The sequence below is a fragment of the Variovorax frigidus genome (assembly GCF_051216515.1).
Taxonomy (GTDB): domain Bacteria; phylum Pseudomonadota; class Gammaproteobacteria; order Burkholderiales; family Burkholderiaceae_C; genus Variovorax.
On record NZ_JBPJZF010000011.1, the window covers coordinates 69,338 to 92,100 of the forward strand.

17 protein-coding genes are annotated in these 22,763 nt (G+C 69.5%); 7 read left to right on the plus strand and 10 right to left on the minus strand.

Translation table 11 applies throughout. The features are described 5' to 3' along the window. Positions 1-10: 10 nt before the first annotated feature. The 7 genes from ACSFBC_RS27110 to ACSFBC_RS27140 all read right to left on the minus strand — a co-directional run bounded on the left by ACSFBC_RS27110 (position 11) and on the right by ACSFBC_RS27140 (position 9,454). Positions 11-1,129, minus strand: coding sequence for a 3-deoxy-7-phosphoheptulonate synthase (locus ACSFBC_RS27110; protein WP_435513433.1), 1,119 nt, complete (start codon positions 1,127-1,129; stop codon positions 11-13). Positions 1,130-1,341: 212 nt separating this feature from the next. Continuing rightward, positions 1,342-2,802, minus strand: a complete 1,461-nt coding sequence (gene tldD, locus ACSFBC_RS27115) for a metalloprotease TldD (protein WP_435513434.1) — start codon at positions 2,800-2,802, stop codon at positions 1,342-1,344. 60 nt (positions 2,803-2,862) lie between these two features. Then, positions 2,863-4,017: a rod shape-determining protein RodA gene (rodA, locus tag ACSFBC_RS27120; protein WP_435513435.1), complete on the minus strand. Its 1,155-nt coding sequence runs from the start codon at positions 4,015-4,017 to the stop codon at positions 2,863-2,865. Positions 4,018-4,049: 32 nt separating this feature from the next. Beyond that, positions 4,050-5,948 carry a sensor histidine kinase gene (locus ACSFBC_RS27125; RefSeq protein WP_435513436.1) on the minus strand — a complete coding sequence of 633 codons (1,899 nt, stop codon included), beginning with the start codon at positions 5,946-5,948 and terminating at the stop codon, positions 4,050-4,052. A 63-nt stretch (positions 5,949-6,011) separates the two neighbouring features. Beyond that, positions 6,012-7,358, minus strand: a complete 1,347-nt coding sequence (gene gdhA / locus ACSFBC_RS27130) for an NADP-specific glutamate dehydrogenase (protein ID WP_435513437.1) — start codon at positions 7,356-7,358, stop codon at positions 6,012-6,014. Between the two features lie 121 nt (positions 7,359-7,479). Beyond that, positions 7,480-8,205, minus strand: a complete 726-nt coding sequence (lolD, locus tag ACSFBC_RS27135) for a lipoprotein-releasing ABC transporter ATP-binding protein LolD (RefSeq protein ID WP_435513438.1) — start codon at positions 8,203-8,205, stop codon at positions 7,480-7,482. Next, positions 8,198-9,454 (minus strand): lipoprotein-releasing ABC transporter permease subunit, encoded by a 1,257-nt coding sequence (locus ACSFBC_RS27140; RefSeq protein ID WP_435513439.1) that lies wholly within the window; start codon positions 9,452-9,454, stop codon positions 8,198-8,200. The genes lolD and ACSFBC_RS27140 overlap by 8 nt, the downstream gene beginning before the upstream one ends. A 125-nt stretch (positions 9,455-9,579) precedes the next feature. On the opposite strand from ACSFBC_RS27140, the gene ACSFBC_RS27145 reads away from it, so the two are divergent. From ACSFBC_RS27145 to ACSFBC_RS27160, 4 genes are all read left to right on the plus strand, one after another. After that, positions 9,580-10,545: a hypothetical protein gene (locus ACSFBC_RS27145; RefSeq protein WP_435513440.1), complete on the plus strand. Its 966-nt coding sequence runs from the start codon at positions 9,580-9,582 to the stop codon at positions 10,543-10,545. Beyond that, positions 10,545-12,269 carry a single-stranded-DNA-specific exonuclease RecJ gene (gene recJ / locus ACSFBC_RS27150; RefSeq protein ID WP_435513441.1) on the plus strand — a complete coding sequence of 575 codons (1,725 nt, stop codon included), beginning with the start codon at positions 10,545-10,547 and terminating at the stop codon, positions 12,267-12,269. Before ACSFBC_RS27145 ends, recJ begins: the two co-directional genes overlap by 1 nt. Positions 12,270-12,421: 152 nt before the next feature. Continuing rightward, positions 12,422-13,231 carry a helix-turn-helix domain-containing protein gene (locus tag ACSFBC_RS27155; protein ID WP_435513442.1) on the plus strand — a complete coding sequence of 270 codons (810 nt, stop codon included), beginning with the start codon at positions 12,422-12,424 and terminating at the stop codon, positions 13,229-13,231. 135 nt (positions 13,232-13,366) lie between these two features. Then, complete coding sequence (locus tag ACSFBC_RS27160; RefSeq protein ID WP_435513443.1) at positions 13,367-15,871, plus strand: penicillin acylase family protein; 2,505 nt, start codon at positions 13,367-13,369, stop codon at positions 15,869-15,871. Positions 15,872-16,027: 156 nt separating this feature from the next. Here ACSFBC_RS27160 and ACSFBC_RS27165 read toward each other — a convergent pair whose 3' ends face one another. From ACSFBC_RS27165 to ACSFBC_RS27175, 3 genes are read right to left on the minus strand one after another with little or no spacing between them, the layout of a single operon-like run. Continuing rightward, positions 16,028-16,918 carry an NAD(P)-dependent oxidoreductase gene (locus ACSFBC_RS27165; protein WP_435513444.1) on the minus strand — a complete coding sequence of 297 codons (891 nt, stop codon included), beginning with the start codon at positions 16,916-16,918 and terminating at the stop codon, positions 16,028-16,030. Positions 16,919-16,950: 32 nt separating this feature from the next. Continuing rightward, a complete protein-coding gene (locus ACSFBC_RS27170) occupies positions 16,951-18,426 on the minus strand; it encodes an NAD-dependent succinate-semialdehyde dehydrogenase (RefSeq protein ID WP_435513445.1) in 1,476 nt (491 codons plus the stop codon). 29 nt (positions 18,427-18,455) lie between these two features. Next, a complete protein-coding gene (locus ACSFBC_RS27175) occupies positions 18,456-19,427 on the minus strand; it encodes a 2-hydroxyacid dehydrogenase (protein WP_435513446.1) in 972 nt (323 codons plus the stop codon). Between the two features lie 145 nt (positions 19,428-19,572). Here ACSFBC_RS27175 and ACSFBC_RS27180 point away from each other — a divergent pair, with 145 nt between their 5' ends. From ACSFBC_RS27180 to ACSFBC_RS27190, 3 genes are all read left to right on the plus strand, one after another. Continuing rightward, positions 19,573-20,391 carry a FadR/GntR family transcriptional regulator gene (locus ACSFBC_RS27180; protein WP_435513447.1) on the plus strand — a complete coding sequence of 273 codons (819 nt, stop codon included), beginning with the start codon at positions 19,573-19,575 and terminating at the stop codon, positions 20,389-20,391. Positions 20,392-20,550: 159 nt separating this feature from the next. After that, positions 20,551-21,546 carry an NAD(P)-dependent oxidoreductase gene (locus ACSFBC_RS27185; RefSeq protein WP_435513448.1) on the plus strand — a complete coding sequence of 332 codons (996 nt, stop codon included), beginning with the start codon at positions 20,551-20,553 and terminating at the stop codon, positions 21,544-21,546. Positions 21,547-21,589: 43 nt separating this feature from the next. Continuing rightward, entirely contained in the window at positions 21,590-22,738 is a 1,149-nt protein-coding gene (locus ACSFBC_RS27190) for a mandelate racemase/muconate lactonizing enzyme family protein (RefSeq protein WP_435513449.1), read from the plus strand. Positions 22,739-22,763: the final 25 nt, after the last annotated feature.

Below are 22,763 nucleotides of genomic sequence, written 5' to 3' on the forward strand. Positions count from 1 at the left end.
CTGTTTCAGTTCAACCGCGGCGGCGCTTGACCGCCTGCGACAGCGTGTCGAGCACGGCCGCCGAGTCGTCCCAGCCGATGCAGGCATCGGTGATGCTCTGGCCGTAGCTCAGGTCGGCGATGCGGTCCTTGCCCGGCGTGAACTTCTGCGCGCCGGCCTGCAGGTGGCTTTCGACCATCACGCCGAACACGCTGCGGCTGCCGCCCGCGATCTGCGCGGCGATGTCGGCTGCCACGTCGATCTGCTTCTGGTGCTGCTTGGAGCTGTTGGCGTGGCTGCAGTCGACCATCAGCGTGGGCGGCAGCTTGGCGGCCTCGAGGTCCTGGCAGGCTGCGGCGACGCTCGCGGCGTCGTAGTTCGGCGCCTTGCCGCCGCGCAGGATCACGTGGCAGTCCTTGTTGCCGTTGGTCTGCACGATCGCCACCTGGCCGTTCTTGTGCACCGACAGGAAATGGTGGCCGCGCGCGGCCGCCTGGATGGCGTCGGTGGCAATGCGGATGTTGCCGTCGGTGCCGTTCTTGAAGCCGATCGGCGCCGACAGGCCCGAGGCCAGCTCGCGGTGCACCTGGCTCTCGGTGGTGCGCGCGCCGATCGCGCCCCAGGCGATCAGGTCGCCGATGTACTGCGGCGAGATCACGTCGAGGAACTCGCTGCCCGCGGGCAGGCCCACGCGGTTGATGTCGATCAGCAACTGGCGCGCGATGCGCAGGCCTTCGTCGATGCGATAGCTCTCGTCGAGGTACGGATCGTTGATCAGGCCCTTCCAGCCCACCGTCGTGCGCGGCTTCTCGAAGTACACGCGCATCACGATCTCCAGCGAGTCGGCGTACTTGTCGCGCTGCACCTTGAGGCGACGCGCGTACTCCAACGCGGCGGCCGGGTCGTGGATCGAGCACGGGCCCATCACCACCAGCAGCCGGTCGTCGCTGCCGGCCATGATGTTGTGGATGTTGCGGCGGGTGTCGGAGATCAGCGTTTCGACCGCGGTGCCGTGGATCGGGAAGAAGCGGATCAGATGTTCTGGAGGCGGGAGCACGTTGATGTCCTTGATGCGTTCGTCGTCGGTTCGGCTGGTTTTCTCGACGCTCGCATACCAGCTGTCGCTGGCTTGTGCCGTGGGCTGACTCATCGTGTGCTCCTGATCAAAAAACAAAAGGCATAAAAAAACCGCCGGGGCGTGAGCGCCGGCGGTCTTTGGAGGGGGTGTACGTTTGTTTTACGCGCTCGCCTCTAGGCCGCCGGAGATCCGGAACCAAAAGTACGAAAAATAAAAAGCAGCGCGCAGGGACATGGGAACGGACTCTAGCACAGGGCTTGGAAGATCGCTGTTGCGCCGCCGCGTCAGGCCGTGCCGCCGACTGTCAGGCCGTCGATGCGCAAGGTCGGCTGACCCACGCCGACCGGCACGCTCTGGCCTTCCTTGCCGCAGGTGCCGACGCCCGAATCGAGCGCCATGTCGTTGCCGATCAGCTTCACGCGCGTGAGTGCATCCGGGCCGTTGCCTACGATGGTCGCGCCCTTGACCGGGTAGAGGATCTTGCCGTTCTCGACCCAATAGGCTTCGCTGGCCGAGAACACGAACTTGCCGCTGGTGATGTCGACCTGGCCGCCGCCGAAATTGGTGGCGTACAGGCCCTTCTTGATGCTGGCGACGATTTCCTGCGGGTCCTTGTCGCCGCCCAGCATGTAGGTGTTGGTCATGCGCGGCATCGGCACGTGGGCATAGCTCTCGCGCCGGCCGTTGCCGGTCGGCTTGACGCCCATCAGGCGCGCATTCATCGAATCCTGGATGTAGCCCTTGAGGATGCCGTCCTCGATCAGCACGTTGCGCTGGCTGGCGTTGCCCTCGTCGTCGACGTTGAGCGAGCCGCGTCGGTCGGCGATGGTGCCGTCGTCGAGCACGGTCACGCCCTTGGCGGCCACGCGCTGGCCGATGCGGCCGGAGAAGGCGCTCGAGCCCTTGCGGTTGAAGTCGCCTTCCAGGCCGTGGCCGATGGCTTCGTGCAGCAGGATGCCGGGCCAGCCCGGGCCGAGCACCACGGTCATCTCGCCGGCCGGGGCCGGGCGCGCGTCGAGGTTGGTCAGCGCGGCCTTGACGGCCTGATCGACATACTCGGCGATGTGTTCGTCGTCGAAGTAGGCCAGGCCGAAGCGGCCACCGCCGCCGCCCGAACCGATTTCACGCCGGCCGTTCTGCTCGGCAATCACGGTGACCGAGAGCCGCACTAGCGGCCGCACGTCGGCCGCGAGCGTGCCGTCGGCACGCGCCACCAGCACCACGTCGTATTCGCTGGCCAGGCCGGCCATGACCTGCGCCACGCGCGGATCGCGGCTGCGCGCGAGCTGTTCGACCTTCTCGAGCAGCTTCACCTTGGCGGTGCTGTCGAGCGTGGAGATCGGGTCGACGCCGTCGTAGAGCGAGCGGCTCGACGCGATCTTGCGCGTCGGCACCCTGGCGCGTCCGCTGCGCGCGGCCGAGGAGATCGAGCGCACGGTGCGCGCGGCGTCCATCAGCGAGGCTTCGGAAATATCGTCGGAATAGGCGAAGGCCGTCTTCTCGCCGCTCACTGCGCGCACGCCCACGCCCTGGTCGATGCTGAAGCTGCCGGTCTTCACGATGCCTTCTTCCAGGCTCCAGCCTTCGCTGCGCGTGTATTGGAAGTAGAGATCCGCCTCGTCGACCTGGTGCGCCTTGATTTCGGCCAGCGCCTTGCCGAGGTGCGACTCGTCGAGACCGAAGGGCGTGAGCAGGAGGCGTTGCGCCGTGGCGAGGCGCTCGATGGTGGGTTCGCGGGAGATCATGGAGGATTATTGCTCGCCCCGAACACCATTGCTGGCCCCGCGGCTTCGCGCCCCCGCTCCTCAGGACAGCATCAACCGCCTCGAGCGCGAAATCGACATCAGGATGCCCAGCGCCAGGCCCAGCGTCACCATCGCGGTGCCGCCATAGCTGATGAAGGGCAGCGGCACGCCCACCACCGGCAGGATGCCGCTGACCATGCCCATGTTCACGAAGGCATAAGTGAAGAAGATCATGGTCACGGCACCGGCCAGCAGCCGCGAGAACAGCGTGGGCGCGTCGAGCGCGATCGCCAGGCCGCGGAAGATCAGGAAGATGAAGGCGCCGATCAGCGCCAGGTTGCCCGCCAGGCCGAACTCTTCGGAATAGGCCGCGAAGATGAAGTCGGTGGTGCGCTCGGGGATGAATTCGAGGTGCGTCTGGGTGCCCTGCATGAAGCCCTTGCCGCCGATGCCGCCCGAGCCGATGGCGATCATCCCCTGGATGATGTGGAAGCCCTTGCCCAGCGGGTCCTTGGTCGGGTCGAGCAGCGTGCACACGCGCTGCTTCTGGTAGTCGTGCAGCACGCGCCAGTCGACGCCGTCGGCGCACAGCTGCGACTCGAAGCCGACGATCAGCGTGATCGCGACCACGGCGATCAGCACCGGCGGCACGATCAGTTTCCAGCTCAGGCCGGCGAAGAAGATCACCGACAGTCCGGCCGCCAGCACCAGCAGTGAGGTGCCGAGGTCGGGCTGCTTCATGATCAGGCCGACCGGGATCGCAAGCAGCACGGTGGCCACCGCGAAATCGAGCGGCCGCAACTGACCCTCGCGCCGCTGGAACCACCAGGCCAGCATCAGCGGCGTGGCGATCTTGAGGATCTCGCTGGGCTGGATCACCATGCCGACGTTGATCCAGCGCTTGGCGCCCTTCTTGGTGATGCCGAAGATGGCCACCGCGATCAGCAGCGCCACGCCCGCCACATAGAGCGGCACGGCGAAATTCATCAGGCGCTGCGGCGGCACCTGCGCCACCACGAACATGATGAAGCCCGCCAGCAGCATGTTGCGCCCGTGGTCCATGAAGCGCGAGCCGTGGTCGTAGCCCGACGAATACATCGTGAGCAGGCCGGCGCAGGCCAGCAGGAACACCGCGAACGCGAGAAAGCCGTCGAAGCCCTGAAAGATGGGGGCGATGCGCCGCAGGAGCGAGGGTTGCTGGAAGACGGCCGACATGGACCGCGATTATCGGCGCGCCAGCGGCCGCCTCACACGAAATCGATCTGGACGACCGTGCGCCCGGGTCGGCTTTCGATGCGAAGCGGCACGCCGAGGGCCTGCGCGCGCGCCTGCAGCGAGCGTGATGGCCGCGCGGCATCGAAGCCGACGCCGTTGTCGATCACGCGGATGCACACCGCCGCGCCCTGCATCGAGGCCTCGATCCGCAGCACGCTGGCCTGCGCGTGCTGCAGCACGTTCGAGATCGCCTCGAACAGCAGGAACTGCAATTGCCGCATGGCCGGCGCATCCAGCCGGGGCACCGGATCGAGTTCGTCCACCGCCCACTCCAGCGCGATGCCCGAGCTGGCGAAGCGCGGCGTCATCCGGTAGCGCAGGCCGGCCAGCAGCGCGGCTGCGTCGCCCTGCGGCAACTGGATCGAATCGAGCGACAGCTTGAGCTGGTCGAGCGAATCGCGCAGCGTGCGCAGCAGGTCGGCCTGCGTCGCCTGGCCCGACTGCAGTTGCCGGATGGCGGCGCTGATGTGCGAACCCACGCCGTCGTGCATGTCGCGCAGGATGCGCTCGCGCTCCTGCGTGCGCTCCTGTTCGCGTGCGCCCCGCTCGAGCTTCCCGTAGGCCGAGGCCAGTTCGCGTTCGCGGTCGGCCACCCGCGTCGCCAGCGTGTGCAGCAGTTCGCGCGCCTGAACGCTGGCCTGGCGGAAGCGCCCCACCACGATGCCCAGCAGCGCCAGGCCGAACAGCGTCGAGGGGTAGCGCACCCAGGTGGTCTCGCCGTAGGCGTCGCTCATGCGGATCACGCCCCAGTCGCGCGCCGCCACCGCGACCGTGAGCGCCGCCACCGAGGCCACCAGCACCCGCGCCAGGTTCGGTCGACGCAGCGTCGCGCCCACGAAGAACAGCACATAGGCCGTGACGGCGACGATCTCGAGCGCCAGCCAGCCGGTGAGCCAGCGCGGTTCGGCCCGCGTGAGCGCGACATAGCAGGCGATCACCGGCATGGTGAACACCACCCCCACGGCGCGCCGCAGCCACTGCACGCCCGGGCGGTCCTGCCAGCCGGCCAGTTGCTGGCAGAACATCACGACCGACGCGGCCCAACCCGAATAGCAGGCCGTCATCAGCACGCCCCAGGCGACCCAGGGCAGCGGCGGATGGCGGATGGCGCCGTCCGCCATCCGCAGCGCCCAGCAGAACTCCGCCAGCGCCGCCCACAGATAGAGGCGTTCGCGGCGCCGGCTGCCGTCGGCGCCGATGTCGACCTGCGTGAACCAGAGGGCCAGCGCGACGACCCCCACCACGATGCTGAAGGCCGTCAGCAACACCGAGCCGGTGAAACGCCAGGCATAGGCCGGAGAAAACAGGGCGCTGCGCACCTGCACCGCCGGCCCCAGCGTGATCGGCGACAGGCCCGCGCGCCGTCCGGAGTCGGCGCGGATGCGCACCTGCAGGCGGTTCTCGCCGGCATGCAGCAGGTGCGCCGGCACCGACAGGTAGATGGGCGCCTTGGCATAGTCGGCACCGCCGCCCTCGACCAGATCGCCGTAGGTCTGCAGCAGGTTGCCGTTGAGGCCGATCTCGAGGGCGCTGCCTGCGCGGGGGATGTACAGGCCCCAGGGCTCGGTCGGCACCTGCGCCATGGTGAAGGGCAGGTCGAAGCGTGCGCTGCCGGGCCGCCCGTCGTGCCGGCGGTCCCAGTGGTAGGGCAGCGTGACGGCCTCGGTGGTCGTCAGGCCGTCGACGGTGCTGACGACACTGCCGGTGCGCACCTCGGTCCACGGCGCCGGATCGGCCTGGCCCACGGCATGCGACGGGCCGCACAACAGCAGCGCCAAGGCCAGCAGGCCGAGGCGCAGCTGCTGCAGCAGGTGCGCCGGATCAGCTCCGGGCCATCGCACCGGATCGGGAAGCGCGGCAAGGTCTTTCATTGCTTCTCAAGGGATTGAGAAAAAGAAAGGATCTTGCCGCCTTTGGAGCGGGCCTGGGGCGCGTCAGACCACGCCCTGCGCCAGCATGGCGTCGGCCACCTTGACGAAGCCCGCGACGTTGGCGCCGTCGACATAGCTGATGCGCCCGCCCTCGCCTTCGCCGTAGTGCAGGCAGGCCTCGTGGATGCTCTGCATGATCTGCAGCAGGCGCGCATCGACTTCCTCGCGCGGCCAAGAGATACGCGAGGCGTTCTGGCTCATCTCCAGGCCCGAGGTCGCGACGCCGCCGGCGTTGCTGGCCTTGCCTGGGGCGAACAGCACGCCGTTCGACTCGAACACATGCACCGCCTCGATGGTCGAGGGCATGTTGGCGCCTTCGGCCACGCAGACCACGCCGTTCTTGACCAGCGTTTTCGCATCTTCCTCGCCGAGTTCGTTCTGCGTCGCGCTGGGCAGCGCCACGTCGACCGGCACGTGCCAGGGCGTCGCGCCGGCCTCGAAGCGGGTGCCGGCCACGCGCTCGGCGTAGTCGCTCACGCGGCCGTAGAGGTGGTTCTTCACCTCCATGAGTTCGGCCAGCTTCTCGGTCGTGAAGCCCTCTTCGTCGATCACCGTGCCGCTGGAGTCGGACACCGTGACCACCTTGGCGCCCAGCGCCAGGGCCTTTTCGATGGTGTACTGCGCCACGTTGCCCGCGCCCGACACGCTCACCCGCAGGCCGTCGAAGCTGCGGCCCTGCCGCTTGAGCATTTCCTGCGCGAAGTAGACGTTGCCGTAGCCCGTGGCCTCCGGCCGGATCAGCGAGCCGCCGAAGGACAGGCCCTTGCCGGTGAACACGCAGTCGGCGCGGTTGGTCAGCTTCTTGACCATGCCGGTCAGGTAGCCCACCTCGCGTCCGCCCACGCCGATGTCGCCGGCCGGCACGTCGGTGTAGGCACCCACGTGGCGGAACAGCTCGCTGGCGAAGGCCTGGCAGAAGCGCATCACCTCGCCGTTGCTCTTGCCCTTGGGGTCGAAGTCGGAGCCGCCCTTGCCGCCGCCCATGGGCAGCGTGGTCAGCGCGTTCTTCAGCGTCTGCTCGAAGGCCAGGAACTTGAGGATCGACAGGTTGACCGAGGGATGGAAGCGCAGGCCGCCCTTGTACGGGCCGATGGCCAGGCTGTGCTGGATGCGGTAGCCGCGGTTGACCTGCACTTCGCCATGGTCGTCGGTCCAGGACACGCGGAACATCACGATGCGCTCCGGCTCGACCAGGCGTTCCAGCAGGCTGTGCGTCAGGTACTTGGGATGGCGTGCGATGAAGGGCCAGAGGCTCTGCATGACCTCGGTCACCGCCTGGATGTATTCCGGCTGGCCGGGGTTGCGTTGCGCCACATGGGCCATGAACTGTTCGACGGTCGCGTGCTTCATCTAGCTCCTCAAAGGTGCACTTTGTTCAAAACCGTGCATTTTGAGGCCAGTCGGGTGCGGCCGCAGCAAGCGGCCCCGGCGGCGCACCGGATGAATGCACGCCTCGGGCCGAGCGCGCGACTCAGGCGAGGCGACCGGCGACCAGCCGCAGCACGCGGTCGCAGCGGCGGGCCAGCGCCTCGTCGTGCGTGACCATGACGAAGGCGGTGCCGTTCTTGCGGGCCAGTTCGATCATCAGTGCGAACACGCCGTCGGCCGTGGCGCGGTCGAGGTTGCCGGTGGGCTCGTCAGCCAGCACGCAGTCGGGCTGCGTGACCAGCGCGCGCGCGATCGCCACGCGCTGGCGCTCGCCGCCCGACAGCTCGGCCGGCCGGTGGTGCAGCCGTTCGCCCAGGCCGACCGCGGTCAGCATGCGGGTCGCGGCATCGGTCACCTCGGCCGGCGGCGCACGGCGGATCCGCAGGGGCATGCCGACGTTGTCGAGCGCGCTGAACTCCGGCAGCAGGTGATGGAACTGGTAGACGAAACCCAGGTGCTTGTTGCGCAGCCGGCCCTGCGCGGCCGCGTCGGCGTGCGCGATGTTCTGGCCGTGCAGTTCGACGCTGCCCGCGCTCGGCGCATCGAGGCCGCCCATCAGGTGCAGCATCGTGCTCTTGCCCGAACCCGAGGCGCCGACGATGGCCAGCGTCTCGCCCGCATGCACGTCGAGGTCGACGCCGTGCAGCACCGTGAGGTCGATCCGGCCCTCCTGGAAGCGCTTGGTCAGGCCGCGCACCTTGAGCACGACCTTGGAAGCGGTGCGGCTCTGCTGCGACAGCCCGTCGAGGGGCGTGGTCATGTCATTCATAGCGCAAGGCCTCGGCCGGGTTCACCCGGCTGGCGCGCCAGCTCGGGTACAGCGTCGCGATGAACGCGAGCGCGAGGGAGATCAGCGTGATCGGCAGGATGTCCGACTGCTGCGGGTCGCTGGGCATGCGGCTGATCAGATAAATGTCCTTGGGCAGGAAGCTGGCGTGGAACAGCCGCTCCAGCGCCGGCACGATCACGTCGATGTTGTAGGCGATGCCCAGGCCCAGCAGCAGCCCGCCGAGCGTGCCCATCACGCCCACCATCGCGCCCTGCACCACGAAGATGCCCATGATGCTTTTCGGGCTTGCGCCCAGCGTGCGCAGGATCGCGATGTCGGCGCGCTTGTCGGTCACGGTCATGACCAGCGTCGACACCAGGTTGAAAGCGGCCACGGCCACGATCAGCGTGAGGATGATGAACATCATGCGTTTCTCGACCTGCACCGCGGCGAACCAGGTCTTGTTCTGGCGCGTCCAGTCGCGGATCAGGAAGGTGCCCGGCAGCGTCGCGGCCAGCTGGTCGGCCACCTCGCGCGCCTGGTTCAGGTCTTTCAATTTCAGGCGCACGCCGCTCGGCCCTTCGAGCCGGAACACGCGCGCCGCGTCCTGCTCGTGGACCATCGCCAGCGCCGAGTCGTACTCGTAATGGCCCGAGTCGAAGGTGCCGACCACGGTGAACTGCTTGAGCCGCGGCACCACGCCGGCCGGCGTGACCTGGCCGCCCGGCGCCACCAGCGTGACCTGGTCGCCGGCGCGCACGAACAGCGAGCGCGCCAGCTCGCCGCCCAGCACGATGCCGAATTCGCCCGGCACCAGCTTCTCGAGCGCGCCCTTCTGGGCGGTGGTCGCGATGTCGGTCACCTCGGGCTCGAGCGTGGGCTCGATGCCGCGCACCAGCGCGCCCTTCATGTCCTCGCCGCGTGCGATCAGCGCCTGGGTCGCGATGAAGGGCGCCACGCCGATCACCTGCGGGTTCTTGCGGGCCTCGGCCATGATCGGCCCGATGTCCTGCAGCGCCTGGCCGTCGCGCGAGAAGATCTCGATGTGCGAGACCACGCCGAGCATGCGGTCGCGCACCTCCTTCTGGAAGCCGTTCATCACCGACAGCACGATGATCAGCGCCGCCACGCCCAGCCCGATGCCCAGCATCGAGACGCCGGAGATGAAGGAGATGAAGCCGTTGCGTCGGGTCGCGCGGCCGGCCCGCGTGTAGCGCCAGCCAAGCTGCAGTTCGTAGGGAAGGGGCATATCAGGCGTGCCGCCGAGGCGCCGCGGGGCGCGACGAGGCAGGGAAGAACGGGGCGGGAAGATGCGACATGGCGGAATTGTGGCATCCCGTCCAGAGGCCCCGGATGCACCGCGACAATAGGCCCATGGCCCTCCCCTCTTCCCCGATGCATCTGCTGATCCCCTTCGCCGGCCGCCGCACCCCGGCCTGCCATGCGGTTCTCTCCCGTTTGCAGTTGCCCAACCTCGACGCCCTGCTGAATCGACTGGCGGTGCTGCACGACGACACGCAGCCCGACACGACGCTCTCGCCGCCGCACGAGCGTGCGCTCGCGCGCGCTTCGGGTCTCGAGGACGCCGACGGCCTCATCCCCTGGGCCGCGCGCGAGGCGCAGCAGACCGGCCTGTCGCGCGCCGGCTCGAACGAGCCCTGGGGCGTGCTCACGCTGTGCCACTGGGAGGTCGCGATCGACGAGGTGGTGCTCGACGACCCGGCCGACATGACGGTCGACGAGGCCGAATCGCAGGCGCTGCTCGAGGCGGCCCGCCCCTTCTTCCAGGAAGACGGCATCGTGCTGCGCCGCTCGGGCGCCCCCGGCCGCTGGCTGGCGCGCGGCGAGATGTTCCGCACGCTGCCCAGCGCCTCGGTGGACCGCGCGGCCGGCCGGCCGATCTCGGAATGGGCGCCGCTGACCGATGCGCTCAAGCCGCTGCGCAAGCTGCAGAACGAAATGCAGATGCTGCTCTACACCCAGCGCGTGAACGACGAGCGCATCGCGCGCGGCGTACCGCCGATCAATTCCTTCTGGCTCAGCGGCACCGGCGTGCTGGGCACGGCCCCAACGGCCGGCGCGGCGCCGACGGTCGATACCGCCTTGCGCACCCCGGCGCTGCGCGACGACGCGCTGGCCTGGACCGCCGCCTGGCAGGCGCTCGACGCCGGTCCCATCGCCGAGCTGCTCGCGGCCTACCGCCAGGGCGCGGCGGTGCAGCTCACGCTGTGCGGCGACCGCAGCGCACGGCAGTTCGGCGTGCAGCCCCGTGGCGCGCTGGGCTGGGTCAAGAACCTGCTCAACCGCACGCAAGCCACCACCGTGCTCGCCTCGCTGTAATGAAGATCATCGCGCGCGACATCCCGCCACGCAGCGTCTGGGCGCTGGAACAGGCGGGCGTGCATCCGCTGCTGGCCCGCCTCTATGCGGCCCGTGGCGTGCTCGGCAAGGAAGAACTCGACGACGGGCTGGCGCGGCTGCTGCCGCCCGCCACGCTCAAGGGCACGCACGAGGCGGCCGTGCTGCTCGCCGACGCCATCCGCGACGACAAGCGGCTGTGCATCGTGGCCGACTACGACTGCGACGGCGCCACCGCCTGTGCCGTGGCCGTGCGCGGCCTGCGACTGCTCGGCGCGAAGCATGTGAGCTACCTGGTGCCCGACCGCGTGGTCGACGGCTACGGCCTGACGCCGCCGATCGCCGAGCGCGTGGCCGCCAGCGGCGCCGACATGCTGATCACCGTCGACAACGGCATCGCCAGCGTCGAGGGCGTGGCCACCGCCAAGGCGCACGGCCTGCAGGTGCTGGTGACCGACCACCACCTGCCCGGCCCGGTGCTGCCCCAGGCCGACGTGATGGTCAACCCGAACCAGCCCGGCTGCGATTTCGAAAGCAAGAGCATCGCCGGTGTCGGCGTGATGTTCTATGTGCTGATGGCGCTGCGCTCCGAGCTGCGCACGCGAGGGGTGTTCGACGCGGCCACGCAACCCAAGCTGGATGCGCTGCTGCCCCTGGTCGCGCTCGGCACCGTCGCCGACGTGGTGAAGCTCGACGCCAACAACCGCCGGCTGGTGGCGCAGGGCCTGCGCCGCATCCGCGCCGGCGCCTTGCCCGCGGGCATCGCCGCGCTGTTCACCGCGGCCGGCCGCAAGGCGCCGGCCGCGACCACCTTCGACTTCGGCTTCGCGCTCGGTCCGCGCATCAACGCCGCGGGCCGGCTGGCCGACATGACGCTGGGCATCGAATGCCTGCTGACCGACGACCCGGGCCGCGCCGACGAACTGGCGCGCATGCTCGACGGCATCAACCGCGAGCGCCGCGACATCGAGGGCGGCATGCGCGACCAGGCGCTGCTCTTGGCCGAGTCGCTGTTCGACACCGACGGCGAGGGCCAGGAGGCCATGCCGGCCGCCATCAGCGTGTTCGACGCCGAATTCCACGAAGGCGTGGTCGGCATCGTGGCCTCGCGCATCAAGGACCGCTTCCACCGGCCCACCTTCGTCTTCGCCGCCAGCGGCGCGCCGGGCAAGGAACACGAGATCAAGGGCTCGGGCCGCTCGATCCCCGGCTTCCATCTGCGCGACGCGCTCGACCTGGTGGCCAAGCGGCACCCGGGCGTGCTGCTGCGCTTCGGCGGCCATGCGATGGCCGCGGGCTGCACGGTCGACCGCACGCAGTTCGCGGTCTTCGAGCGCGCGTTGGCGCAGGTCGCGCTCGAATGGCTCGATGCGGCCTCGCTCACGCGCCGGCTCGACACCGACGGCCCGATCGCGGCCGAATACATGCGCGTCGACCTGGTCGACACGCTGCACCGCGAGGTCTGGGGCCAGGGCTTCGCGCCGCCGACCTTCAGCGAGGAGGTCGAGGTGATCTCGCAGCGGCTCGTCGCAGAGAAGCACCTGGCGGTGCGGCTCAAGCACCAGGGCAAGCCGGTCGACGGCATCTGGTTCGGCCACACCGAACCGCTGCCGCCCAAGGTGCTGCTGGCGTTTCGGCTCGATGCCGACGAATGGCAGGGCGTGCGCCGCGTGCGCTTCCTGATCGAGGGGGCCGAGGCGCGATGAGCCCGGCGCCGGGCCTGCGCGCCACCCTCGAACTGCCCGCGCACCACGACTGAGAACGGACAGCCTGCCTGCGTGGAATCCCTCTGAAAGCGCGGGGAGCCTTGCCCTACGATCCCCCTTCGAGACAACACAACAAGGCACGAGTCAAGAGGATGGGTACACCCCCGAACTTCCTGCATCTGTGGGACGACAGCTTTCTCTATGTCACGCCGGCCATCCAGTCGGGCCTGACGGCGCGGTCATCGGCCACCTTGCTCGCTTCGGTGAGCGGGCATCCCTTCACGCTGGAAGGCATCGACGGCACGCGCGTGCGCTGCGCCGCCGCGCTGATCGCGCCGCACGTGCCGCGCCGACTCGACGTCGAAGGCTGCGGCCTGCTGTCGCTCAACCTCGACCCTGCCTCCAATGCCTACCGCATGCTGGCCACGCGCATGGGCGCACAGGGCATCCAGCCGCTGGACGCGCGCCGCTTCGGCCGCCTGCGCGACGACTTCGAACCGGTGCAGTACGGCGCGCTGCCCGATGACCGGGTGCAGGCGCTGAGCATCGGCATGATCCAGTCCATCACCGAAAGCCCGCTGCTCGCGGCGCGCATCGACCCGCGCGTGGCGCGCGTGATCGAGGCCATCCGCAGTCACGCGGGCCAGATCCCGCTGCGCGAGCTGTCGGCCCTGGCCTGCCTGTCGCCCGACCGGCTCACGCACCTGTTCGCGGCGCAGGTGGGCGTGTCGATCAAGCGCTATGCGCTGTGGACCAAGGTGCGCCTCACGGTCCAGCAGTTCACCCGCCCCCGCAAGCTCACCGATGTGGCGCTCAACAGCGGCTTCACCGACGCGGCCCACATGAGCCGCACCTTCCAGCGCTACTTCGGCCTCGCGCCGTCCTTCCTCGCCAACCAGGTGCAGGTGACGGCCGACGCGCATGCCTCGCACGCCTGGGGGCGCACCGCCGCGTGCGCCTGAGTCCGGGCCCGAAAAAAGCACGTCGACCCGGCCGGACGGCCTTGCACATCAGCGGCTCCGTTCAAGTCGCTGCCGCCTTGTCTGCCTAAGCTGCGCATTGCTCCAACAAGAGAGCAATCACTGGAGACATACATCATGAGACGAGTCCAACCCTCGCGCGGCGCCCTGCCGCTTTCCATCGTCGCGCTGGCGGCAGCGGCCTTGCTCGGCGCCTGCGGCGGCGGCAACAGCGGCGATATCTCGGCGCCGCCCGACCCCGGCACGCCACCCACCGCCACCTACAAGGCCGAGATCCGCCGCACCGCCATGGGCGTGCCGCACATCAAGGCCGACACCTGGGCTGGCGCGGGCTACGGCTACGGCTATGCGCAGGCCGAGGACAACCTCTGCACCATGGCCGATTCGTTCCTTACCTACCGCGGCGAGCGCTCGCAGTTCTTCGGCGCCGACGCGCAATTGCTGGCCAGCAGCACCATCGGCCGGCCGAAGAACATCGAGTCCGACTTCTTCCATCGCCACGTGATCTCCGACGACGTCGTGCAGAAGATGATCGCCGCCCAGCCCGACAACCTCCAGCAGCTGGTGAAAGGCTTTGCCGCCGGCTACAACCGCTATGTGCGCGACGTCAAGGCCAAGGCCGGCGCCAACGCGGCCTGCGCCAGCGAGACCTGGGTGCGGCCCGTGACCACCGACGACATCTACCGCCGCATGTACGCGGCCAATCTCGCGGGCGGCTACAGCAACTTCCTGCCCAACATCTCCGGCGCGCTCGCGCCCGCCGCAAGCGGCCCCACGAAGCTCGGGGCGCGCAAGGCGGCACCGCAGTTCGCGTCCGCCGGGATGCAGCTGCCCGAACTGCAGGTCGGCGGCCACGAAGGCGTGGGCAGCAACATGATCGGCTTCGGCACCGCGGCCACCGGCGACAGCAGCCCGCTGCTGTTCGGCAACCCGCACTGGTACTGGCGCGGGCCCGACCGCTTCTACCAGGCGCAGCTCACCATCCCGGGCCAGCTCAACGTGAGCGGCACCTCCTTCCTCGGCATCCCGGTGATCCTCATCGGCTTCAACGACAACGTGGCCTGGAGCCACACCGTGTCGACGGCCCGCCGCTTCGGCTTCTTCGAACTCAAGCTCGCGCCGGGCACGCCCACCAGCTACCTGCGCGACGGCGTGGCCGTGAAGATGCAGGCCACCGCCATCACGGTGAACGTGAAGCAGAGCGACGGCGGCGTGTCGCCCGTGACGCGCACGCTCTACAAGTCGGAGTACGGGCCGATGGTCAACCTCGGCACGCTGAACCCGGCGCTGGCCTGGAACCAGACCACGGCCTTCGCGATGCGCGACATCAACGGCGAGAACTACCGCACCTTCCGCAACTGGCTGCGCTGGAACCAGGCCAAGTCGCTCGACGATTTCATCGCCATCCAGCGCGAGGAAGCGGCCATTCCCTGGGTCAACACCGTGGCCATCGGCCGGGGCGCGGCCAAGGCCTGGTATGCCGACATCGGCGCGGTGCCCAACGTGTCGGCGGCCCAGGCCGCGAGCTGCACCACGCCCACCGGCCAGTTGCTGCGCGCCAGCCTGCCTCGGGTGCCGATCTTCGACGGCTCGCGCGGCTACTGCGACTGGCAGACCGACGCCGACTCGGCGCAGAAGGGCGCCATCGGTGCCTCGCGCATGCCCAGCCTGCAGCACGAGGACTATGTGGCGAACATGAACGACAGCTACTGGCTGACCCAGCCCAAGACGCCGTTGATCGGCTACCCGGACATCATGGGTCCGGCCGGCACCGAGGCCGTGAGCTTCCGCACGCGCATGGGCCACCGGCTGGCGCAGGAGCGCCTCGCGGGCACCGACCGCTACGGCGGCAACCGGGCCACGAGCGACATCGTGCAGCGCTTGGTGCTCAACAGCCGTGTGCTGACGGCCGAGCTGTTCAAGAACGATGCACTGGACCTGGTGTGCGCCACGCCGAAGATCACGGTCGCGACGGACCCGCAGACCAAGGAAGCCATCGGCCGTGACGTCGACACCGGCCCGGCCTGCGCCGCGCTGCGCGCCTGGGACAACACCGGCAGCGTCGCCTCGCGCGGCGCCCATGTGTGGGACGAGTTCTGGAACCGCGCCGCGCTGCTGCCGGCCGCCACGCTCTACAACGTGCCCTTCGACGCCACGGATGCGGTGAACACCCCGCGCGATCTCAAGGCCACGGCCGCGCCCGGCCTGCAACAGGCCTTCGGGGCCGCCATCGCACGCGTCGAGGCCAGCGGCTACGCGCTCGATGCGCCGCGTGGCGACGTGCTCTTCGCCACCCGCGGCGGCCAGAAGATCCCGCTGTACGGCGGCTGCGGCGGCCCGGGCTACTTCACCATCGCCTGCTCGGAGAACCGGCTCGACAAGGGCGGCTACAGCATGGACACCAACCCCAACGGCAACAGCTACATGCAGGTGGTGCGCTTCCCCGAAGGCGGTGTCGATGCCCGCACCTTCCTGACCTTCTCGCTGTCGGACGACCCCGCCTCGGCGCACAACGGCGACTACACACGGGCCTACAGCGCAGGCCAGTGGCTCAAGGTGCCGTTCTCCGAAGCCGAGATCGCGGGCGATGCGGCACTGCGCAGCACCTCACTGAGCGAATAAGCGCGTCATTGGCGAGCGCGACCGGCACGGCATCCGTCGTTTACGCGAAGTGCGCATGACCAAGACCCGGTACCCCATCAAGAAAAATGCCGCTCAGACTTGACTGAGCGGCATTGGCCCGATGGGGCGGCTTTCTGCTTTTCGGGCCGGGGTTGATCAGTTCCCGTCGCCGCGCTGCGCGAGGAGTGCCACCAGCTCCGGCACCAGCGTCTGCGGATCGCTGCCGTTCACCGCGCCTTCGAAGGTCTGGCGCACGCCTTCGGCGATGGCACGGGCCGAGTGGCTGTCGCTCGCCATGGTCGTGTAGTAGCCCATGTCCTTGAGCGCGTTCGACATCGCGAAGCGCAGGCCGTTCGGGTCCTTGGCCAGCAGGAAGGGCTTGAGGCGTTCCAGCGCGGTGCCGCCGCCGCCGCCCTTGCTCAGCACGTCGACGAAGACCTCGGGCGCCACGCCCGCGCGTTCGGCGCAGGCCGCGGCCTCGGCGATCAGCGCCACCGAGCCCAGCGACACGTAGTTGTGCAGCAGCTTCATGCGGTGGCCGGCACCGACGCCGCCCGCGTGCGTGATGTTCTCGGCGAAGCAGGCCAGCAGCGGCCGGCATTCGGCGAACAGCGCGTCGTCGGCGCCCACCAGCAGGTTGAGCCGGCCTTCGGCCGCTTCCTTGGGCGTGCGCGTCATGGCCGAATCCATGAAGCGGCCGCCGGCTTCGGCGACCACCTGGGCGAGCCGCTCGGTCGAGGCGGGAATGGCGGTCGAGCAGTCGATGATCACCGTGCCCTTGCGCAGGCCCTGGAGCACGCCGCCCTCGCCCAGCAGCACCGCCTCGACCTGGGGCGAACCTGTGACGCACAGCAGCAGCACGTCGACCGCCGCGGCGAGTTCGGCCGCGGTTCTGAAGGTGGTCACGCCCGCGGCCTTGAGCGTGTCGAGCGGCTGGTTGCCCGCGTGCTCGAGCACCGCCAGCGCATGGCCGTGCTTGACGATGTTGCTGGCGATGCCGTGGCCCATCATGCCGACGCCGATCAGGCCGATCTTCTTGTTGTTCATTGCTTTCTCCTGCGAAAAATTCAGTGCTGGGTTCATGCCTTGGCGCGCGCCGGCCGGCCAAGGCCGCCCGCGCACACGTACTTGATTTCGACATAGTCGTCGATGCCGTACTTGGAGCCTTCGCGCCCGACGCCCGATTCCTTGATGCCGCCGAAGGGGGCGAGCTCGGTCGAGATCAGCCCTTCGTTGAGACCGACGATACCAACCTCCAGCGCCTCGGCCACCTGCCAGGCGCGTGCGTAGTCCTGCGTGTAGAAATATGCGGCCAGGCCGAAGGGCGTGTCGTTGGCCATGGCCACGGCCTGGTCGTCGGTCTCGAAGCGGATCAGCGGCGCCACCGGGCCGAAGGTCTCTTCCTGCATCAGCTTCGATTTCGGCGACACGTCCGACAGGATGGTCGGCGTGAAGAAGCGGCCGCCCAGGGCGTGCGCCTGGCCGCCGGTGACGATGCGCGCGCCCAGCGCCACCGCGTCGGCGATGTGCTCGCGCACCTTGGCCACGGCCGCGTCGTCGATCAGCGGGCCGAGGTTCACGCCGGGCGCGAGGCCGTTGCCGACCACCTGGGCCTCGACCGTCTGGCGCAGCTTCTCGGTGAAGCGGTCGTAGATGCCGGCCTGCACGAAGATGCGGTTGGCGCACACGCAGGTCTGGCCCGCGTTGCGGAACTTCGAGGCCATCACGCCGGCCACCGCCGCGTCGAGGTCGGCATCGTCGAACACGATGAAGGGCGCGTTGCCGCCCAGCTCCATCGACACCTTCTTGACCGTGGCCGCGCACTGCGCCATGAGCTGCTTGCCGACCTCGGTCGAGCCGGTGAACGAGAGCTTGCGCACCACCGAAGAGCCGGTGAGCTCGCCGCCCACGGTCGCGGCCGAACCCGTCACCACATTGAGCACGCCGGCCGGGATGCCCGCCTCGGCCGCCAGTTGCGCCAGTGCCAGCGCCGAATACGGCGTGGCCGAGGCCGGCTTGATCACGATGGTGCAGCCGGCCGCGAGCGCGGCGCCGGCCTTGCGCGTGATCATCGCGTTGGGGAAGTTCCACGGCGTGATGGCCGCGACCACGCCCACGGGCTGCTTGAGCACCACGATGCGGCGGTCGAGCGAGGCGGCCGGGATGATGTCGCCGTAGACGCGCTTGGCCTCTTCGGCGAACCATTCGATGAAGCTCGAGCCGTAGGCGATCTCGCCCTTGGCCTCGGCCAGCGGCTTGCCCTGTTCGAGCGTGAGCAGCATCGCGAGGTCGTCCTGGTGCGCCATGCACAGGTCGAACCAGCGGCGCATCAGCCGCGAGCGCTCCTTGGCGCTGGTGTCGCGCCAGCCGGGCAGCGCGGCGTTGGCGGCGTCGATGGCGCCGCGCACATCGGCGGCCGTAAGGCGGGGCACGCTGCCGAGCACGCTGTCGTCGGCCGGGTTGGTGACCTGCAGGGTGGCGCCGTCGGAAGCATCGACCCAGCGGCCGCCGATGTGGCATTGCTGGCGGAACAGATCGGGGTGCTGGAGTTTCATGGTGGGGTGTGATGCGGTGAGGGTGAGGTTCAGGAAAGCAGGTTGTCGGGCGTTTCGCCGCGCGCCAGGGCCTCGACGCCGCGGATCAGCAGCCAGCCCATGGCGTCGCGTGTCTCGTGCGTGGCGCTGCCGATGTGCGGCGAGAGGAACACGTTGTCGAGCGCGCGGTAGCCGGGATGCACGTTCGGCTCGTTGGCGAACACGTCGAGCCCCGCGCCGCGCACGCGGCCGCTCCGAAGCGCCGCGATCAGCGCCGTGTCGTCGATCAGGTCGCCGCGCGAGATGTTGACCACCACCGCGCCTTCGGGCAGCAAGGCCAGCCGTTGCGCGTCGAAGGTGCCGCGCAGCGCCGGCGCACCGGGTGCCGCGATCATGAGGATGTCGCTGGCCGCGAGCAGGCCGTCGAGCGTGGCGTGGTACGTTGCGCCCTCCTCCTGCGCGGCGTCGAGCCGGCTGCGGTTGTGATAGTGGATCTGCAGGCCGAAGGCGCGCGCGCGCACCGCGATGGCCCGGCCGATGCGGCCCATGCCGAAGATGCCGAGCCGACGCCCGACCAGGCCCATGCCCAGCAGCTGCGTGGGCGCCCAGCCGGCCCAGGCGCCGCTGCGCACCAGGCGGTCGGCCTCGAAGCCGCGGCGACAGGCGTTGAGCAGCAGCATCAGTGCGATCTCGGCGCAGGCGTCGCTGAGCACGTCCGGCGTGTGCAGCACCCGCACGCCGGCCGCGCGCGCCGCGGTCAGGTCGATATGGTCGTGGCCGACCGAGAGCGTGGCGATGGTGCGCAGCGTGGGCGCGAGCTGCGCGATGGTGGCCGCATCGACCGCTTCGGTGGCGCTGACGAAGAGCACCGCGCAGCCCTGCGCGCGGCGCGCGATCTCGCTGGACGGCAGGATGGCGTCGTCTTCGTTCACCTGCAGCGCGAAGCGCGCGTGCAGTGCGGTCTCGACCGCAGGCGTGAAGCGGCGACAGAGGAAGGCGCGGGGACGGTCGGCACGGGTCATGGGCTCTCGGGGTTTTCATGCATCGTTGCGATGCAGTGTTCTTTCTGTCTCCAGTCGTATTACAAATACGTCATATCACTTTGTCAAGAGAGAAGTCCTCGGTGGTATTCTTCCTGGCTTCAGAACCGACTTCCTCACAAGCACCATGGCCTTCTCCAGAACCGACGATCCGAGCGCACGCCACGCCGCGGAAGGCACGCTGGCCGACCGCGTGACGGGGCTCATCGCCGCCGACATCCGGGCCCGCGTGTACCCGGTGAACACGCGCCTGCCGACCGAGCTGTCGATGACGGAGCAGTACGGCGTGAGCCGCACCGTGGTGCGCGAAGCGATCTCGCGGCTCAAGTCCGAAGGCCTGGTCGAGACGCGCCAGGGCAGCGGCACCGTGGTGCGCGACCCGAAGGTGTCGGACGCCTTCCGGCTCGGCCAGCCGCATCAGAATCCGGCCGAAGGCGTGCTGCGCATCCTCGAGCTGCGCCGCGGCATCGAGGCCGAGATGGCGGCGCTGGCGGCCGAGCGCCGCAGCGGTGCCGAGATGACTCTGATCCAGCAGGCGCTGCGCGGCATTGCCCGCGCGGTCAAGGACGGCGGCGACGGCGTGGCCGAAGACCTGGCCTTCCACATCGCCATCTCGCATGCGGCGCACAACCCGCACTACACCGAACTGCTGGGCATGCTGACGCGTGCGCTGCACGACGCCATCCGCCTGACCCGCACGAACGAAGCGCGGCGACCCGAGCTCGCGGCGCAGGTCCTGGCCGAGCACGAGTCGATCTGCGCCGCCATCAAGGCGCGCGACCCGGCGGCGGCACGCACCGCGGCCTTCCTGCACATGCGCAACACCGGCGAGCGCATCGAGCAGGCCGGCAAGGATTTCTGGACCGGCGACAGCCGGGCCGCCGCCCAGCGCGTGGCGCGCGTCAAGCTGGGCGAGACCCCGCGCAGCAGCCCGGTCAAACGCTGAGTCTCCGCAGAAACCCGGTCTCCCGGCGCAAAGTTGTGTGATAGATTCATCACACAACTTCAACGGCAACGTACCTTGAACGACTGAGACAGGCACCGGCACGATGCGGCCGGGGCGGGCGCTCGCGTCGAGGCTTCGACCGTCCACGATCGCCGCGCCATGACCCTCCCTCGCGTTCTGCTGACCGATCCGCTGCATCCCGATGCGCATGCACGCCTGACGACCTGGGCCGAGGTCTCGCAACTGCCCGACGGCCTCTCGCGCGTGCAGAGCGACGCGGCGCTGCGCGAAGCGGTGCAAAGGGCGCAGGGCCTGGTGGTGCGCCGCCTGCTGCCCGCCGATCTCTTCGATGGCCCGAACGCGCTGCGCTGCGTGATGCGCCAGGGCGTGGGGCTGGACTTCATCCCGGTCGAGCGCGCCACGGCGCGTGGCATTCCGGTGGGCAACACACCGGCCGTCAATGCCAACGCAGTGGCCGAGTACGTGTTCGCCGCACTGCTGGCGCACAGCCGGCAGCTCGCCGCCTTCGACGCCAGCGTGCGCGCCGGCGATTGGGCCGCCCGCGCGCATGCCGGCGCACGCACCTACGAACTGCGGGGCCGGACGCTGGGCCTGGTCGGCTACGGCGCGATCGGCCAGCGCATCGGCGCCATCGCCACGCAGGGCTTCGGCATGTCGCTCGCGGTCTGCACCGGCACGCCGTCGAAGGTGCCGGCCGGTATCGCCACGCTCGCGATCGAGGCGCTGTTCGCGGCCAGCGACGTGGTGGTCGTCGCCTGCCCGCTCACGCCGCAGACGCGCGGCCTGGTGAACGCGGTCGTGCTCGCGCATGCCAGGCCCGACGCGGTGCTGGTCAACGTGGGCCGCGGGCCGGTGCTGCGCGAGGACGACCTCGCCGAAGCACTGGCCGAAGGCCGGCTCGCGGGCGCGGTGCTCGACGTGTTCGAGACCCAGCCGCTGCCCGCCGACAGCGCGCTGCGCCGCCACCCGGGCGTGCTGCTCACGCCGCATCTCGCGGGCCTCACGCAGGAGGCCGAGCGCGCGATGGGCCTGCTGGCCGTCGACACGCTGGCCGCGCTGCTGCTGCGCGGCGAACGGCCGCCCAACATCGTCAATCCCGAGGTCTTCGCACAGCCACACGCGGCCCGCGCCTGACCGCCTCGTTCCCCACCCTTCCACGCCCACCAGGAGACATCCCTTGAAGATCACCCGCATCACCGCCGTGCCGCTGTCCTACCGCCTGCCCGAAGGCAAGACCGTGACCATGGGCATCGGCAGCACGCTCAAGCGCGACTGCATCATCATCCGCGTCGAGACCTCCGAAGGCATCACCGGCTACGGCGAGGCGCACCCGGGCCGCAGTCCCGGCGCGATCGTGGCGCTGGTGCACAACACGCTGCAGCCGCTGCTGGTGGGCATGAACGCGACCGACGTGGTGGGCGCCTGGCAGCGCGTGCACCGCATGCAGCTGTCGAGCCACGGCCTGGGCGCGGGCACCTGCCTGGCGCTGTCGGGCATCGACATGGCGCTGTGGGACATCCGCGGCAAGGCCGCCAAGATGCCGCTCTACGAACTGCTGGGCGGCTCGCACCGCCGCATCCCGGCCTATGCGGGCGGCATCGCGCTGGGCTACCAGCCGGCCGAGGCGATGGCGGAAGAGGCGCAGTCGTATGTCGAGCAGGGCTACAAGGCCGTCAAGCTGCGCATCGGCGACACGGTGAAGAACGACATCGCCCGCGTGCGCAAGGTGCGCGAGGTGCTGGGCGAGGACATCGACATCCTGACCGACGCCAACACCGCCTACACGATCGCCGACGTGCGCCGCGTGCTGCCGGCGCTGGCCGACATCCAGGCCGGTTGGCTCGAGGAGCCCTTCGCCTGCAACGACTTCGCCTCCTACCGCGAAGCCGCGAAGATCACGCCGCTGGTGCCGATCGCGGCCGGCGAGAACCACTTCACCCGCTTCGAGTTCGGCCAGATGCTGGACGCGGGCGCGGTGCAGGTCTGGCAGCCCGACCTGTCGAAGAGCGGCGGCATCACCGAGGGCGTGCGCATCGCGGCCATGGCCTCGGCTTTCCGCATCCCGGTGCATGCCCACAGCTCGGCCACCGGCCTCAACCATGCGGCCACGCTGCACTTCCTCGCGGCCACCGAGAACGCCGGCTACTTCGAGGCCTGCGTGTCGAAGTTCAACCCCTTCCGCGACATGTTCGGCAGCACCTTCGCGATCGGCGCCGACGGCTGCGTCGAGCCGCCCCAGGGCCACGGCCTGGGCATCGAGGTCGACGAGAGCATCTTCGAAAAATACCCGATGGTCGACGGACCCGGCTATGTCGTGAAGTTCTGAGACAGCCCCACCCCAACAGAAAAAC